This window comes from Ktedonosporobacter rubrisoli, from assembly GCF_004208415.1.
Taxonomy (GTDB): domain Bacteria; phylum Chloroflexota; class Ktedonobacteria; order Ktedonobacterales; family Ktedonobacteraceae; genus Ktedonosporobacter; species Ktedonosporobacter rubrisoli.
Window position 1 is genome coordinate 3,199,494 of sequence record NZ_CP035758.1, and the last position, 14,743, is coordinate 3,214,236.

Consider the following 14,743-nt stretch of genomic DNA (forward strand, 5'->3'; position numbering starts at 1 on the left):
ACTCCAGTAACTGACAGAAGATCAGAATTTTTATCTTCTTACCAAAATTATAGCACATTCGCTTGTGATTTGCAAGTTAGATTGCTTGTGACTGTTTGCTCTCTTCTGTAACAAGGCATGCTCTGAAAAGGGATCAGGGGGCATGCTATGCTGGCCTCTTCTGGTTAAATTGGGCAAAATAGGTGATTATGAAGTCGCGGAATTCGCGCGCAGCAGAAGAGAGATAATGTTCCTTTGAGTAGAGGAGAAGCATTTCACGCTCGCAACGTGGTTCGGTGATGTGAAGACTTCTCACAGCCATCTCGGGAAAGCTTTTCCATACAAGCGACGGGATGCAGGCAATCCCAATTCCCGCCTTAACCAGATGCAGCAGCGCCACAGGCTCATCCCCTTCAAAGACAATATGTGGTGTAAAGCCGGCCTGTTGACAAAACGTGTCGGTGAGCTCGCGCAAGCGGTAGCCTGGCTTGAGGGCCAGAAATGCTTCCCCGGCCACCTCGCTTAAGTTGATTGTCTCGCGCTCAGCCAGCCAATGCCCCTGCGGAACTGCCAGGAGAATCTCCTCCATCATCAAAGACGTCTGCTCAACTGTTGTCACCTCAATGGGAGGAGAAGAGATAAACAGATCGACCTCACCTCTTTCAAGCTGAGCCAGAGTTTCGCGTCGCGGATTGCTAAAGAGACGAATGCTGATATCTGTATGGTTTTTAAGAAAGGCCTGTAAGAGATTGGGAAGCAGATAGACACTCATCGAGGCAAGCGAAATTCTTCTCTGTTCTTGATTAGTTAGCTCGGCTAGTTCACGTTGCCCATTTTCCAGAGCCGCAAAGGCCTGCTCGACGCGTTGGAGAAACGTTTTGCCGTACTGGTTAAGCTTGATCTGACGTCCCTGGCGGTCAAAGAGTGGAAGGCCTAACTCATGTTCGAGGTGAGAGATAGTCTTGCTGAGTGAAGATTGTGAAATGTAGAGCTCCTGGGCTGCGCGCGTCATATGTTCAAGGCGGGCGACGGTCCGAAAGTAGCGAAGTTGGAGCAGATCCATCGTGTCAGGTCTACCTTTCTATGGATGCGAGTTCATGAATACATGGATATTTATGTATTGTAATACATGAAACGGCTGGCCTACAATCAAGGCACAGTGGGGATGCTAAGCGACGAATAACCGCGACTGGCTGTTTTCCGCAATGGTTTCACTCCATGTAGCTAAAAAATGGAGGTTTTCTATGTTTACGGTTCATCAAAAGGGGCAGGCGCCTTCTACGAATAGTTCTGTCTTACCCTGGTGGCTGATTGGAACTATCGCTGTGGGGACACTACTCAATCCGCTTAACTCATCGATGATTTCGGTTTCGCTATTCCGCCTGGGAAGCGCTTTCCATATTACAATTGCCAGTGCAACCTGGCTTATCTCTAGCTTCTACCTGGCGGCCGCGGTTGGGCAACCGCTCATGGGGCGCTTGGCCGATCTGATAGGGCCGCGCCGCATCTTTTGTCTTGGCTTAGTCCTTGTTGGGATCACAGGTCTGCTTGCTCCCTGGGCTCCTGCATTTGGTTGGCTTGTTGTGCTGCGTGTATTTCAGGCTCTGGGAACTTCGGCAGCATATCCGGCCGGCCTGGCCCTCTTGCGCGCACAGACCCGCCGGATAGCAGGAGAGGGTGCGAAAACGCCAGCCGCAGCTTTAGGGGCTATCTCGATTACCTCAAATGTTAGTGCGGCCCTTGGTCCAACGCTGGGCGGCGTTTTGATGCTCATGGCAAACTGGCAAGCGATCTTTCTAATAAATGTGCCTCTGGTAATCATTGGACTCATACTTGCCTTCTTACTTCTGCCGCGAGATGAGCCTATGCAGCCCGAAGAGCGAGAGCCGATACGATTGCACGCAATCACCCTCAGTCAGATTGTGAGGGTATTAGATGTACCAGGAATAATCCTCTTTAGTGGCACGCTTACAAGCCTGCTCGTCTTTTTGCTTGCACTCAATAATCCATTCTGGTTGCTTCTGCCAACTGCGCTGGTCTTGCTACTTCTCCTACTCCTCTGGGAGTACAGAACGCAAGCCCCTTTTTTCAATGTGAGAGTGCTCCTGTCAAATCGTCAGCTGGCGAAGGTCTATATACAGTTTGCGGCAGTGAATTTCGTTTTCTATTCCCTCTTTTTCGGCCTCCCCCTCTGGTTTGAAAAGGCGCGAGGCTTTAGCCCGACGCTCTCGGGAATTATCATGTTGCCCTTTGCTGGAATTGGAGTTCTTGCCACATTTGCGGCGATTCAGATTCTGCGTCGATCTGGTATCAGGCTTGCACTCTTGCTGGGGGCCCTGGCTTTGAGCATAGGAACGCTACTGCTTCTGTTCCTCGATACAAAAACAGCGGTGATCTTGCTACTTGCTGTAATTGTAATCCTTGGTATTCCTAATGGCTTGCAGAATCTGGGCCTACAAGCTGCCCTCTACGCTGCCGCCCCTGCCCATGAGATGGGTGCTGCAGCGGGCCAGTTCCAGACATTTCGTTATGTGGGCAGCATTCTTTCGACGAGCTTGCTCGGACTTCTGTTTGGTGGAACGATTACCAACGGGGGACTGCATATGCTGGCGGCGGCTCTCGCGTGCATTAGCATTCTCCTGCTTATCGAGGCAGGACGTATGCGCTCGCCTACTAACAAATCTGCTCAGGATTGAGAGAAATGATTAGTAAAACTTTGTTCGCGAGTGAGCGCAGCCACGGCAGGAGAGAGCAGGTCTAATATATGGATCGAGATTCAGGGGAACTGAAATATTCCCCTGGCGAATCTTCCGCAAGCTTGCACATAGAAGCGTCGAGCTGACCTGCCATCCTGCTGACGAGACTGGAGGCATGATGTCTAACGCAATATGTTTGGAATGGATTCATGCTCCTACTGGATACTGGAGGACTGCGGATCAGCGAGTACTGTTTCAGGCTTGTCAACTGCTGGCGAAGATGCTGTCATTGGAACATCTTTCAGGAAGAAGGTCATTAACAACGTAGCTCCACAAAGTATGAATATTGTCCAGAAGCCATGTTGGAGCGCTACCGCCAGAGAGAGCCGTAGGATTTCGAAGACCTGGCTGAGGAGATGCTGCACCTGTAATGCTGCTTGCTGGGCAGGACCCGGTGAAAGATGGTTCGCTGCCTGTTCTACAGCATGGCGCTGCAGCATCTCTATGACCTTCGCCTGATATGCAGGGTTTACCAGCGCCTGTGTATCAGTTGCTAGCTTGATTCCGGCTGGAGTCAAGTGTTTGATAGTGCTAGCAGGTAGGCGCCGCGCTAGCTCGCTGGAGAGCGAACTGTTTACCACGGTTCCCACCAGCGCCACGCCAAGCGTCGGCCCTAACTGTCCCATATATCTTGCTGCCGCCATGCCAACACCGAATTGAGTTCGAGGTAAAGCATTTTGGGCTGCCAGTGGCGCAATAGAGAGGAATACACCCATCCCAATTCCTGCAATTAGCATAGAGATAGTGGCCAGCAATAAGCTTGTGGAGGGGGTCATTTGTGTTAATAGAAACACCCCTGCGCCCATAACAATTGCTCCTGCAACAGCGATCCATTGATAGCGTTTCAGTATACTGCTTGCAAAGCCGGCGAATAAGGCAACAACTGTTGCGCTTACCAACATCGGAGTTAGAAGCGCCCCGCTATTTGTGGCCGATACCCCGAGTACTCCTTGCAGAAAGAGCGGAAGATAGATTGTTAGGCCCAGCAGTACCATACCTTGTAGCAGGTTCAGCAACGAGGCTGCGGTAAAGACCTGATTACGAAAGAGGTCAAGCGGCACAATCGGATCGGCTACCTTGAGTTCGGTGAATAAGAATAGTAGATAAAGGATGCCAGCGATTGCCAGGATAACAATGACTTGCGTGTTTTGCCAACCATAGCTAGCGTCGCCTCCCCAGGTAAGCCCCAACAGCAGGCAAATGGTTGCGGTTGCTACAAGCAATGCTCCAGTAAAATCAATGCCTCGTACGGCGGCCCAACTGATCCTATCCTGACTTCGTTCGGAGATATCGATGGGCAAGCAGAGGAGCAATATAACAAGTGCTAGAAGCCCGATTGGGAGATTGATATAAAAGATCCAGCGCCAGCGCGTTGTTTCTGTGACCAGCGTGCCGAGCAACGGTCCATGATCGGCGAGCCAGCCGCCAAGTGTTGGACCGATCAGATTGGCAAAGCCGTAGACGCTGCTAAGGATGGACTGCCATCTGGCCCGTTCGACGGGAGGAAAAATGTCGCCGACGATTGTCATAACCAGAGCCAGCCCGATGCCAGATCCAAGGCCTTGCATGGCTCTAAATGCAATCAATTGATTCATCGTCTGCGCCAGGCCACAAAGTGCTGAGCCAAGCAGAAAAAGCATAACTCCAATGACCAGGAACCACTTGCGACCAAACAGGTCGGAAAGCTTCCCAACGATGGGAATCATGGCAGTCGTAGCCAGTAAATAAGCATTCACGACCCAGGTGTAACGATCAAAACCCTGCAGATCGGCAATAATCTTTGGCAGCGCGGTACCTACAATGGTTTGATCCAGAGCTTCGAGGAGGAGTGTAAGTAGGAGCGCTATAATGACGCCTACGAATACAGGGCCATGCAAGCGATGCGTGGACACCTGCACAGATTTAATTGTATGAGTATTTTTCTTTAGTTTCATGATAAATTCTCTTGGCGACGAAATTTTATAGCCATAGAGCTATAGAAAGCTCGGACACAGAGGCAATAGCTGGGCGCCGAGTTTATATCTATTGGCCAGAAAGTAGCTCGTAACCTGTTCCTAAACCTGTTCAATTGCCAACAAAGCTTTAGTAGAGTCGGTCCAGCTATCTGTAGCTGAGAACTGCCTTCTATGCCCTACATAAGGACGAGAGGACATAAGTATGTCACGTCAAGAATTCTTACAAGCCCAATCTGTTTAATTGAACTTCGGCCATCTGTCTTGCCACTATATAAAGAGAAAGATCTGTTGTTAGCTGATCATGTCATTAGCTTTTCTGACCATGATCAAAAGAGATCATGGTCAGCTTTATTTAAATTACGTATAGAGTTCTGGGTCATGCTGGTTTATCTGAATATGCAAGCCATCGGGATCGCGTATAACCAGCGAATAGCCGAAGGCTTCATCCGAGACGAAGCGTTCCAGGGGAATCCCAGCCGCTATCAAGCGTTCCTGTAGCTCTTCAAGCGGTTCCTGGCTCTCCAGGCCCAGATCCACGCGCTGCTGTTCCTGGCTCTGTGAGAGCTTATCCAGATAATGTAGCCCTAGCTTGGCATCGCCCAGGCGCAGTTCGGCCCAGCGGCCTTTACGGTGTTTTCTCACCAGTTTGAAGCCCAATAGCTCATAGAAGCGCATAGAGCGCTCCACATCGCTCACATAGACAATAGGCATAACTAACATGCAGAGCCACCTTTCCCGCGCAAATGAGGCTGTTGGAGCTGCTGGACATAGGCACGTAGCGCCTGTTCAACAAAAACCGAGAGCGAGATCCCTTGATCAACAGCCGTATGCTTTACCTCGCGAATTAACTCGGGAGGGAGATAGACGTTAAACTGCTGTTTCTTTTCATTCTCTTCGGGGGGCATGTTCCCTCTTTCTTTTTGCAGTAGGTTTAAAGATAGCAATATTGTTCTTGCTAGAATACTAGCATGCTAGCAAAATGTTGTCAAGTAGAGATAAAGAAGGGAGCAGAGCTTTCAACTTCTCGTTGTTATAATTCCTGGCTGTAGAAAAGAAGGGGAGAGAACTGTAGCGAGGAGCGAGCAGATTGTGGTGAAAAGCCGTCAAGAACAATTTGCTTGCCTGCAGCATAGGGCCATAACAAATCTATTCTTTAAGAACTGGGAGGCTCTAAAGGAATAGAGTTTGTATTATTAGGCTTGCCTATGAGAAAAGCCACTACAGATCCAGGAAGAAAAACGTAGCTTTAATCATTGATTGCCTGGTATGTTAGCGTCAAGAAATCATCGCCGACCTGGCTGCGCCAATCCGCGGCAACAATGGCGTTCTGATATTGAAGCAGGATGATGGCTATTAGATCTTCGTGTGGATCTACATACCATGCCGTGCCAAATGCGCCAGGCCAGCCAAAGGTGCCAATACTTGGCCCCAAGCCGGTCTGCTTTGTCAGCACCTGCACACCATAGCCAAATCCCCGATTGGCCCACATCTGATTATTACTAAATGCAAAAGTAGCGTGGGTATGTTGCTCAGGAGTGAGATAGTCAGTTGTCATGGCTTCCACAGTTCTGCGCGAGAGAAGGCGCGAGCCATCCAACATACCCTTATTGAGTAACATGCGAGCAAAGCGCAAGTAGTCATCAGCTGTGGAAATCAGGCCAGCGCCTCCGGAGGCGAAAAGGGGCGGCTCGGCCCAACCTGTTGTCTGAGGGTGATCCAGGATAGCAAGCTCACCATTGGGAGCGGGTCCGTAGAGAACTGAAAGCCTACTGAGCTTTTCTGGAGATACTACAAAGCTTGTACCCGCCATTCCTCACGGTTCAAAGACGCGTTCACGCAAAGCCTCTTCAAGCGATTTTCCTGTCACACGCGTAAGCAGAATACCCAGGATATCTGAGGATATGTGGTAGAGCCAGCGTGCTCCGGGCTCATACACCAGAGGAAATTCCCTTATGCGCGCCATCCAGGCATCAGGTGTTAAACTCTCGGCATTAGAAATTTGTAGCGCGTCTGCTACTGGCTGGGCGGTCAGTGCAAAGAGTTGTGACCCAAGGCTAGATTTTCCCCAACCAATACCAGGACGATAGGTCAAGAGATCGTGAAGAGTAATTGGGCGTGGCGAAGGATAAACATCGTCAGGAGAGCCGTTCGGATCGCGCATCACCATACGATTGCCAAGTTCTGGTAGCCACTCATCTACAGGATCAAAGAGCCGAAGTTTACCTTCCTCGACCAGGGTCAGTGCCGCAACATTGGTCAGGGGTTTAGTCATTGAGCCCAGACGAAAGATAGTGTTTCTTTGCATGGGGACCTGGGCTTTCTTATCCTGCCATCCGGAAGTATCAAAATAGGCAAGTGCGCCATGTCTATAAAGAAGAGCGCTCACTCCTGCAAACTCGCCTCTTTCAACATATCCTTCAAGCGCTCTGCTGAGGCGTTCCAGGCGGGCGTGAGATAATCCGCTGCGTTGCACATGAGGTATTTCGTTCATTGCTCATCTCTCCCTTTAATATTTCAATTTAAATTGGATTAGTAAAGTTATATTGCAAATTAATGTGGAATGTCAAGCGGTTTTAACCCCTGTGCTTAAGGAGTGAACAATAGAAGAGCAAGCTATGGAAGAATGCCAAGCTCAATGGCTTTTGCTACCGCTGCAGCACGAGAATCAATCTCTAGCTTCATATAGATGCAAGCAAATGGGTATGTTCGCGCAGGCCAAGTAAGCCATAGTGTCCCAAACCGGTTGAGCCGCTAGCTGGAGTAAAACCTATACCGTCATCGCGGATCATAAGCGTAAGTAGTCCTGGATCTGAAATGGCACATATCCAGACCTGGTGTGCCTGAGCGTGACGGGCTATCGGTCGCCACAATTAACCTTGTGGACGCTCGGACCTGATGAATGGCTGCTTTTCTTGAAATTATCTGACTACGCAGCGCGGAAAAAGCCCCAGAGGAAGTTGGATCATACCTGGCTTCCTCTGCCTGATCTTGATGAAAACCAGCGAAAGCCCGGTTTCTTTATGAGTGGTGAGAACTAGCCCAAACCTTGCTGCGAGATGCGTGTACAACTTCCAGTCACGACGCGTCTTTAGAGGGAAAGATTCTTCAACAATGAGTTACGTTCTTTCCAAGTTCAATTGCATTGAAACCTCGTATTGAAAAGCGGGCCGCCTCCGTCGCTTTGGGCTCAACCCGAGCCCAGACTTCAGCGGCGATTTCCATCCGGCGAGTTGCGAGATGAAGCAGGAACGTAGGTCAACCTGATCACATCCTCGTCAATCCGATCATGAGTCATAAGGCGGAGCGGCGGTTGAGGTCCAGCGAAATATGGCTTGCCATGACCAAGCACGATGGGGTGCAGATAGATTCGATACTCATCGATCAGGCCAAGTTCGGTGAGGCTGTGCGCCAAGTTCGGGCCAGCAACTTCGATCTCCCCGTCGCGCTCGGCCTTCAGCTCGCGGATCGCGCGTTCAAGATCACCCTCAACAAGCCTGGCGTTGGGGCCGACCGACTTCAACGAGCGCGAGACGACCCATTTCGGCTGGTTCCGCCACGCCGAAGCGTAGGCGTGTTTCTCTGCATCCCATTCAGGATGATCATCATCCCAGTAACGCATGGCCTCATACATTTGGCGACCGTAGACACTACCCGCCTGCAACTGAGCCTCCTCGATGAAGTGGCGGAAGAGCGTGGGACTTGTTGGCCCAAATCGCATATAGTCGATGTAGCCGTCCAGGGACTGGTTCATTCCGAACACGAGTTTAGCCATATCACTTCCTTTCTTCACGCGGCACATCCGCGCGGTCATTCATAAGCCCGTCCAGCGGCATTGGCGTTCCGATAATAACGTTTCCCATAACACTTCCAGAGCATAAGTGGATGTTTTCTTCTTCCAAGCTTACCCGTTCCCTTCGAAAAAAACTTCTCAGATCTTGCACTTCTCTTCCTATAGTTAGCACCCATTCCCAGAAAAGGTAAGACGCCCTCTCTCAACCGCGGCGATGACACCAACTTTTTTGCCCAATTTGCGTGTGCCCCCTTTCAAGCATCATACGGCGAGGTGTCGATGAGCCATCTCTTTATTAAATAAACCTTATCCGACGTATGAGTTTTTATGGTTGGGCGAAGCTAACTGCTAAAATAAAAATATAGTAGCAATCCGGGTAGAGTTTAGCGGGAAAGAGAGACCTTCATCTTTTCTCGAAGATTGCCGAGATCAATAAACTGCTAAGTTTTCAGGTGCTGATCGCGTAGAAGAAAGTATGCTCATCTGCCCCTAAAAGCAACGGAACGAGCTTGCGATAATTTAACTATTGACAAAAAAGCCCTCTTTGCTATAATTAATAAACAGACTGTCTTTTTATTATTGAGGAGGAAAAATGGCCCGAACCGTTAAGCCGGAAGAATATGCAGCGAAGCGTAGAGAGATTCTTAATGCAACTCAGAGGCTAGTGCTGAGCAAGGGATATGAGCAAATATCTATTCAGGATATCCTGAAAGAAGTACAAATCTCCAGTGGAGCTTTTCATCACTACTTCGACTCGCGGCGTGCGTTGCTTGAAGCGTTTGTCGAGCAGATAAAGCAGGAATTTGAAAAGCCGTTGCTCCCGATTATTCATGATCCTCATTTGAGCGCCAGCCAAAAGCTGCAAGGTTTCTTCGATACGCTCGATCGTTTGAGAACAGCACACAAGGCTGATGTGATCAAGCTAGGTCTTATCTGGTACTCTGATGCCAATGCCCTTGTTCGCGTGAAAGTAGAGGAAGCAATTTTCGAGCAGCGCGCAGCTTTCATTACAGAAATTGTCAAGCAGGGTATTCAGGAAGGCAGCTTTACAACAACCTATCCTGACAAGGCTGGTGAAGCTACCTTATCACTTTTACAAGGGATGGGTAATGCCCATGCCAAATTACTGCTTTCGTTAGATCAAGGGGCAGATGAGAAACATGTCATCGAAGAAATCGTCAGGACTCATCATGCATATATGGATGCCGTAGAGCGCGTATTAGGCGTGAGAGAAAACACTCTCTATCGAGTTAATGCCGAAGCAGTGAAGTTCTGGGTTGCAGCGATACGTGATAAGGATGCTGTTTGAGTAAGGCCCTGAAGTGGCGTAGAGGCAAGCTTTGTATTTGTGCTGCTTAATGCCACGCGGAAACTGTAAATACAAACTGCTGAGATTAAAATAAGATCAGCCAGCACCTCAAGGCTCATAGCGATGTGATATATTCTTTTGAAGAGGAACAAGTAATGAGCTGAGAAGGAAAGATGTTTATGAGTTCGGACGCTGGCAAGCAAGCAGAACATACCTCTATAAGAGCTATAGAGAAGCAAGCCTATACTCACTGGGTAGGAGCATGGTATGCAGCACCTACTCAAATGCCCATAGCCCATCTGAGCGGTCGTACGTTGCGGCAAATTGTTCACATGCATGTTGGAGGAGAACTGATTCGCTTGCGGCTATCTAATCGTTATGGAGATGCCGCGATCACAATCTCTGCGGCTTTCGCGGGGAAGGTCCTGGAAGGCCCAGAGCTAGGCCCAGGGGAGAGAGCTGTGCTGTTTGAGGGACGGGAGACAGTTACGTTAGAGGCCGGCCAGGAGGTGATCAGCGATCCAGTGGCCCTGCGAGTCGAGGCAGCAAGCGATCTGGCCATCACTTTTTTTCTAGCTCGGGGCGAGATCCTCAGCGGACACTTGAGCGCACAACAAACGTCGTATATTTCAGGCCTGGGTAATGTGACAGCCACGTCAGCGGAAACAGCATTTTTTGCATATCCGCTTTTGACTACCTCCTGGTGGTTGATAAGTGGCGTTGATGTCTTGCCAGCCAGGCCGCTCAATGCCGTTGTAGCCATCGGATCTTCAGTTACAGACGGTGTTGGCTCAACGCTGAATGCAAATCGGCGCTGGCCCGATTACCTGGCGCATAGATTGCGCGAAGCCGGAGGAACGCGCTTTATGTCTGTCTTAAATGCTGGTATCTCCGGCAACCAGCTGCTCTCCTCGGCAACCCCTCAACTAGAGGAGACAGGCATACCAGCGTTTCTTGCTGGAGAGGCTGGGATGCAGCGAATGGCCTGGGATGTCATGACGCAGCCAGGGGCAACGGATCTGATTGTGCATATTGCCTCAAATGACCTGCGCGCTGACGTCGCCGGCCCAATTCTAATAGAGGCATTTCAGCAGCTAGCGATGCAGGCGCGAAAAACTTATAGGAAAGTATTTGGCACGACAATTTTGCCTGGCGGCTATTCTCCTGCGCAGATTGAGCAACGTCGGCTTGTCAATCGCTGGATGCTTGAGCAAGGAAAGCAGTGGTTTGATGCTATCTTCGATTTTGCCGCACCATTATGTTCGCCCGAAGATGAAGCCTTACTTAACCAGGTCTACGATTCCGGAGATGGCGTCCATCCCAACGATGCAGGCTATCGCTTGATGGCCGAGGCTGTAGATATCAACCAGCTAACCGGCAGCCTTGGAGTTTCATGAAGAAAAAACTATTGAGACTTCAGATTTATGAGGCCTGCCGCCTTAAATTTGTTCTGTTTGCCGATTCCGGACCGCGAGTCGCGAGTCCACAAGTTCCCCTGTAGAAATACAGAGGAACTTCGACTTCTACTATGTAACAGTGACCTTTAGTTACCTAACGGCCAGGGGAACGATGATTCGATCTGCTCACGCCGTCCCGTTTCGGCAGAATTCAGGGCCGCAAGCATTATCTCAAGCACATGTACGGCGTGTTCGCCGCTGAGCAAGGGCTTTTCACCTTTTGCGAGGCATTCAGCGATATAGCTTGCGCCACCCTCCCAGTGATAATCATAGTTGCTCTGATACCTGATTTTCCACTGCCCATCGGGCGAAAGCGTGCGGTCACCTGAATAGACAGAGACATCTTGGGGCGCCCAATCAAAGCCGCCTAAAGTCATTGCGCCACTTGTACCGATCACCTGGATCGTCCAATCCTCACGCTGCGCGCCATAGACGAAGCCAGTCTGAATAACTGAATAAATAGCATTCCCATGATCCACGATCAGGGCCGTGTTATCATCAGCCTCGACCTTAACGGTCTCTCCCGCAATGATGCGTTCGGGGATAGCGGCACCGGCCATGGCAACCACTGACTTTGCGGGGCCAAGCAGACCGGTCAAGGTTGTGATGTTGTAAACGCCAAGATCGAAGAGAGAGCCGCCCCCTTTTTTATAAAACCAGGCGGTGCCAGGCCAGGAGGGGCCGCTCCAGCCGTAGATACCGTGGGCCACACAGGCACGCCCGATTTCTCCAGAGGCCAGAACGCTGGCCATACATTGGAAAGCAGGCGAAGCAGGTGAATTGGGGGCGCCCCATAGTCCCAGCCCCTTGCTTCTAGCAAGATCGAGAAGCGCATGCGCCTCGCTCAGGTCTGTAGCGATTGGCTTTTCACACCAGACATTGCGGCCGGCCTCCAGCCCCTTGCGATTGTAGGGAGCATGAAATTGCATGGGCGTGAGATTCACCAGGAGATCAAACTTCACGGCAGCCAGCAACTTATCAATATCGTCGAAATAGTGTGCAATAGCGTAGGTTTCGGCATGGCTACGCGCGTAATCTATACGATTGTCGCAAACTGCCAGCAAGTCAATGTACGGACTTTGCTTTAAATGGGGAATGTACTTATTTGAAACATTCCCACAGCCAACCACGGCTACACGTACTTTACTCATTTGCGCGAGCTCCTTTCGAGTCCAGTTTACAAATCATTCTTAGCGACAACGCGGCTGAGAAGTTCCACATGTGCATGTGGAAGTAAGCAGTAATAATCGAGCTGAAGCGTCAGTTACCGATTTTGTCTTTATTGACGATTAATAAGTTTTCAAGATGGCAGAAGCGCTCGTAATATGGCGTATACCTGCTGTCGCCCGGCTGGAACGTTGTATGCATCAGAGGCGAGGATGTCACCGGGATATCCAGAGTTTGAGCGGCAATAAGTGCCGCGCCCCAGGCCGTCGTGTCGAACGGCTCAACCAGCTTAACAGGCTTACCCAATACATCAGCCTTAATCTGTGCCCAGAGCTGGCTGCGCGAGGCGCCACCGCACGAAATCACATGTGAGATATTGCAGCCGGCGGCTTCCAGTAGCGTAACACGTTGGCGTAGAGCATAAGCGATACCCTCAAGAAGCGCTCTGGTCATATGAGCGGTAGTATGACCAAGCTGCAATCCAATAAACGCACCACAGCGCCCAGGCTCATCGCGTTCTCCCCCAGCTAAATGGGGCAGGAATAGCAGGCCTGCCGCGCCTGGTTCGACAGTTTCGGCAGCCGAGAGCAGTTCCTCGGGAGTAGATTTAAGAAGTGCTGATAGCCAGGCCAACGCACAACCCGTCGTATTTAAGCCAACCTCCGCAAACCATATTCCAGGTTCAATATGAGGATAGATGTTAACGGCGTGGGACGAGATAGGCCGTGAGACAGCTAGATGCAGGCAGGTAGAAGTACCCGTTACCTCACAGAGCGCATCCACAGTGGTGGCACTTGCTCCATAGGCGGCACAGATGCTATCTGCTGCACCTATAATTACCGGCGTTTTTTCTGGCAGACCGGTGGCTACTGCGGCTTCGGCCGTTAAATTGCCCAATACGCTACAAGAAGGCATAATTTCTGGCCAGGAAAGCGCAGCGAGGCCAAGTTCACTAAGCCAATCGAGGGTCCAGGAATTGGCGCTCAGATCATAGGCAAGTGTGCAGGCGGCGTGCGTTGGATCAGTAGCAAGGCGACCCGTCAAGTACCAGCCTACCAGGTCGCGCGGCTGCACAACGACTGATCCCGCTTTGAGCCAGTTGCTCTGCTGTTCATTGAGCCATAACAACTTGGGCAAAATATAAAAGGGACTAACAGCCTGTCCGGTACGCTGATGTATAGCGTCTGCGCCCAGATGGCGCGCCAGAAAATCGGCCTGGGTGGTGGCACGATTGTCTTGATAGATAAGCCCTGGTCCGGTTACTTTTCCGGCAGGTCGCAGACAAGTGAAAGTTGGGCACTGGCCCGTCAACCCGATACCAACCACACCACGAGCAGCGCGGCCGAGCTGCTCAGTTAGACGGTAGAGTGCGGTGAGCGATGCTTGCCACCATTCTGCCGGCCTTTGCTCGGCCACGCCAGGCGTGGGATAGACAGTGCTAATAGCGGCCCTGCCCTGCGCGAGACATTGGCCTGCAGTGGTAAAGGCCAGCGCCTTGACTCCCGAGGTACCGATATCGAGCCCAATGAGGATCTCATCTTGCTGTCTATACATCTTATTAGACCTCAACGCCAGAAAGTAAAGAAGCGGCATCCCGATCAGCGACAACCATGAGCTGGGACGCCTGTTGGAGAATCGAAGCAGGAACTGCCGAGGTGACAGGACCAGTAAGTGCCCTGGCCAGAGCTTCCGCTTTAGACTGGCCGGAAACCAGCAGTAGAATTTGTCTGGCTGCCAGGATTGTGCTGAGGCCAATGGTAAGGCCGTAACGAGGGACATCTCTATCCCAGTAGCTAGTATTATACTCCAATGTATCTTCACTCAAGGCTAAGATGCGCGTTGGAGCATCGAGAGGAGATCCCGGTTCGTTAAAGCCAATGTGGCCATTGATGCCAACACTTTCAACAATGAGATCCAAGCCGCCGCAGCGGCGAATTTGCTCGTCAAACTCCAGGCAGGCCAGCTGAGGCTCTGGATCATCTCCGCGCAACCTGAATACCCGATCCGCGGAGAGACGGCATGGCGTGACAAATAAGCGGTTTAACCAGGAAAAGAGCCCACAAGGATTATCGGGGCCAATGCCCAGATATTCTTCAGTACAAAATACGCGAATCTTGTCGAGCGAGAGCGAATCCGAGCGATACCTGGCTACCAGCTTATTGTAGAGCCCGACAGGAGTGTTGCCGGTAGTCAAGCCAAGGGTAGCGTTAGGCGCTTCTGTAATGATGGAAGCAACGATATCGGCACTTAGCGCGCTCATTTCTTCATAGTCTTTAGCAACAACGAGTTTCATCCATGGTCCTTAATACTATCCGCTTAACGTAGTAAGG

General features: G+C 50.7%; 11 protein-coding genes and 1 pseudogene. 3 read left to right on the forward strand and 9 right to left on the reverse strand.

The annotated features are described in order from the left end of the window. Positions 1-145: 145 nt before the first annotated feature. The gene (locus EPA93_RS14410) at positions 146-1,042 is read right to left on the reverse strand and encodes a LysR family transcriptional regulator (protein WP_129888191.1); all 897 of its coding nucleotides are present in this window, start codon (positions 1,040-1,042) and stop codon (positions 146-148) included. 181 nt (positions 1,043-1,223) lie between these two features. On the opposite strand from EPA93_RS14410, the gene EPA93_RS14415 reads away from it, so the two are divergent. Next, on the forward strand, positions 1,224-2,675 hold the full coding sequence (locus EPA93_RS14415; protein ID WP_165423103.1) for an MFS transporter: 1,452 nt from the start codon (positions 1,224-1,226) through the stop codon (positions 2,673-2,675). 215 nt (positions 2,676-2,890) lie between these two features. On the opposite strand, the gene EPA93_RS14420 is transcribed toward EPA93_RS14415, so the two are convergent. The 5 genes and pseudogenes from EPA93_RS14420 to EPA93_RS14445 form a co-directional block, all read right to left on the reverse strand. Further along, a complete protein-coding gene (locus tag EPA93_RS14420) occupies positions 2,891-4,669 on the reverse strand; it encodes an MDR family MFS transporter (protein ID WP_129888193.1) in 1,779 nt (592 codons plus the stop codon). 378 nt (positions 4,670-5,047) lie between these two features. Next, a complete protein-coding gene (locus EPA93_RS14425) occupies positions 5,048-5,410 on the reverse strand; it encodes a VOC family protein (protein WP_129888194.1) in 363 nt (120 codons plus the stop codon). Continuing rightward, complete coding sequence (locus EPA93_RS14430) at positions 5,404-5,595, reverse strand: ribbon-helix-helix domain-containing protein (RefSeq protein WP_129888195.1); 192 nt, start codon at positions 5,593-5,595, stop codon at positions 5,404-5,406. The genes EPA93_RS14425 and EPA93_RS14430 overlap by 7 nt, the downstream gene beginning before the upstream one ends. Positions 5,596-5,936: 341 nt before the next feature. Continuing rightward, positions 5,937-7,181, reverse strand: a pseudogene (locus tag EPA93_RS49695) (serine hydrolase domain-containing protein). 714 nt (positions 7,182-7,895) lie between these two features. Continuing rightward, positions 7,896-8,462, reverse strand: a complete 567-nt coding sequence (locus EPA93_RS14445) for a dihydrofolate reductase family protein (RefSeq protein WP_129888198.1) — start codon at positions 8,460-8,462, stop codon at positions 7,896-7,898. 610 nt (positions 8,463-9,072) lie between these two features. Between EPA93_RS14445 and EPA93_RS14450 the strand changes: the two genes are divergently transcribed. Then, on the forward strand, positions 9,073-9,789 hold the full coding sequence (locus EPA93_RS14450) for a TetR/AcrR family transcriptional regulator (protein WP_129888199.1): 717 nt from the start codon (positions 9,073-9,075) through the stop codon (positions 9,787-9,789). 179 nt (positions 9,790-9,968) lie between these two features. After that, complete coding sequence (locus EPA93_RS14455; protein ID WP_165423104.1) at positions 9,969-11,186, forward strand: GDSL-type esterase/lipase family protein; 1,218 nt, start codon at positions 9,969-9,971, stop codon at positions 11,184-11,186. A gap of 146 nt (positions 11,187-11,332) precedes the next feature. Here EPA93_RS14455 and EPA93_RS14460 read toward each other — a convergent pair whose 3' ends face one another. The 3 genes from EPA93_RS14460 to EPA93_RS14470 form a co-directional block, all read right to left on the reverse strand. Then, a complete protein-coding gene (locus EPA93_RS14460; RefSeq protein ID WP_129888201.1) occupies positions 11,333-12,397 on the reverse strand; it encodes a Gfo/Idh/MocA family protein in 1,065 nt (354 codons plus the stop codon). A gap of 109 nt (positions 12,398-12,506) precedes the next feature. Beyond that, entirely contained in the window at positions 12,507-13,967 is a 1,461-nt protein-coding gene (locus EPA93_RS14465; protein WP_165423105.1) for a xylulokinase, read from the reverse strand. A 4-nt stretch (positions 13,968-13,971) separates the two neighbouring features. Next, positions 13,972-14,706 (reverse strand): 6-phosphogluconolactonase, encoded by a 735-nt coding sequence (locus EPA93_RS14470; protein WP_129888203.1) that lies wholly within the window; start codon positions 14,704-14,706, stop codon positions 13,972-13,974. Positions 14,707-14,743 lie beyond the last annotated feature (37 nt).

Excerpts from the sequence above, each read along its gene's own strand:
- EPA93_RS14410 (WP_129888191.1), bottom strand. The coding sequence starts at position 1,042 with ATGGATCTGCTCCAACTTCGCTACTTTCGGACCGTCGCCCGCCTTGAA.
- EPA93_RS14415 (WP_165423103.1), top strand. The coding sequence starts at position 1,224 with ATGTTTACGGTTCATCAAAAGGGGCAGGCGCCTTCTACGAATAGTTCT.
- EPA93_RS14420 (WP_129888193.1), bottom strand. The coding sequence starts at position 4,669 with ATGAAACTAAAGAAAAATACTCATACAATTAAATCTGTGCAGGTGTCC.
- EPA93_RS14425 (WP_129888194.1), bottom strand. The coding sequence starts at position 5,410 with ATGTTAGTTATGCCTATTGTCTATGTGAGCGATGTGGAGCGCTCTATG.
- EPA93_RS14430 (WP_129888195.1), bottom strand. The coding sequence starts at position 5,595 with ATGCCCCCCGAAGAGAATGAAAAGAAACAGCAGTTTAACGTCTATCTC.
- EPA93_RS14445 (WP_129888198.1), bottom strand. The coding sequence starts at position 8,462 with ATGGCTAAACTCGTGTTCGGAATGAACCAGTCCCTGGACGGCTACATC.
- EPA93_RS14450 (WP_129888199.1), top strand. The coding sequence starts at position 9,073 with ATGGCCCGAACCGTTAAGCCGGAAGAATATGCAGCGAAGCGTAGAGAG.
- EPA93_RS14455 (WP_165423104.1), top strand. The coding sequence starts at position 9,969 with ATGAGTTCGGACGCTGGCAAGCAAGCAGAACATACCTCTATAAGAGCT.
- EPA93_RS14460 (WP_129888201.1), bottom strand. The coding sequence starts at position 12,397 with ATGAGTAAAGTACGTGTAGCCGTGGTTGGCTGTGGGAATGTTTCAAAT.
- EPA93_RS14465 (WP_165423105.1), bottom strand. The coding sequence starts at position 13,967 with ATGTATAGACAGCAAGATGAGATCCTCATTGGGCTCGATATCGGTACC.
- EPA93_RS14470 (WP_129888203.1), bottom strand. The coding sequence starts at position 14,706 with ATGAAACTCGTTGTTGCTAAAGACTATGAAGAAATGAGCGCGCTAAGT.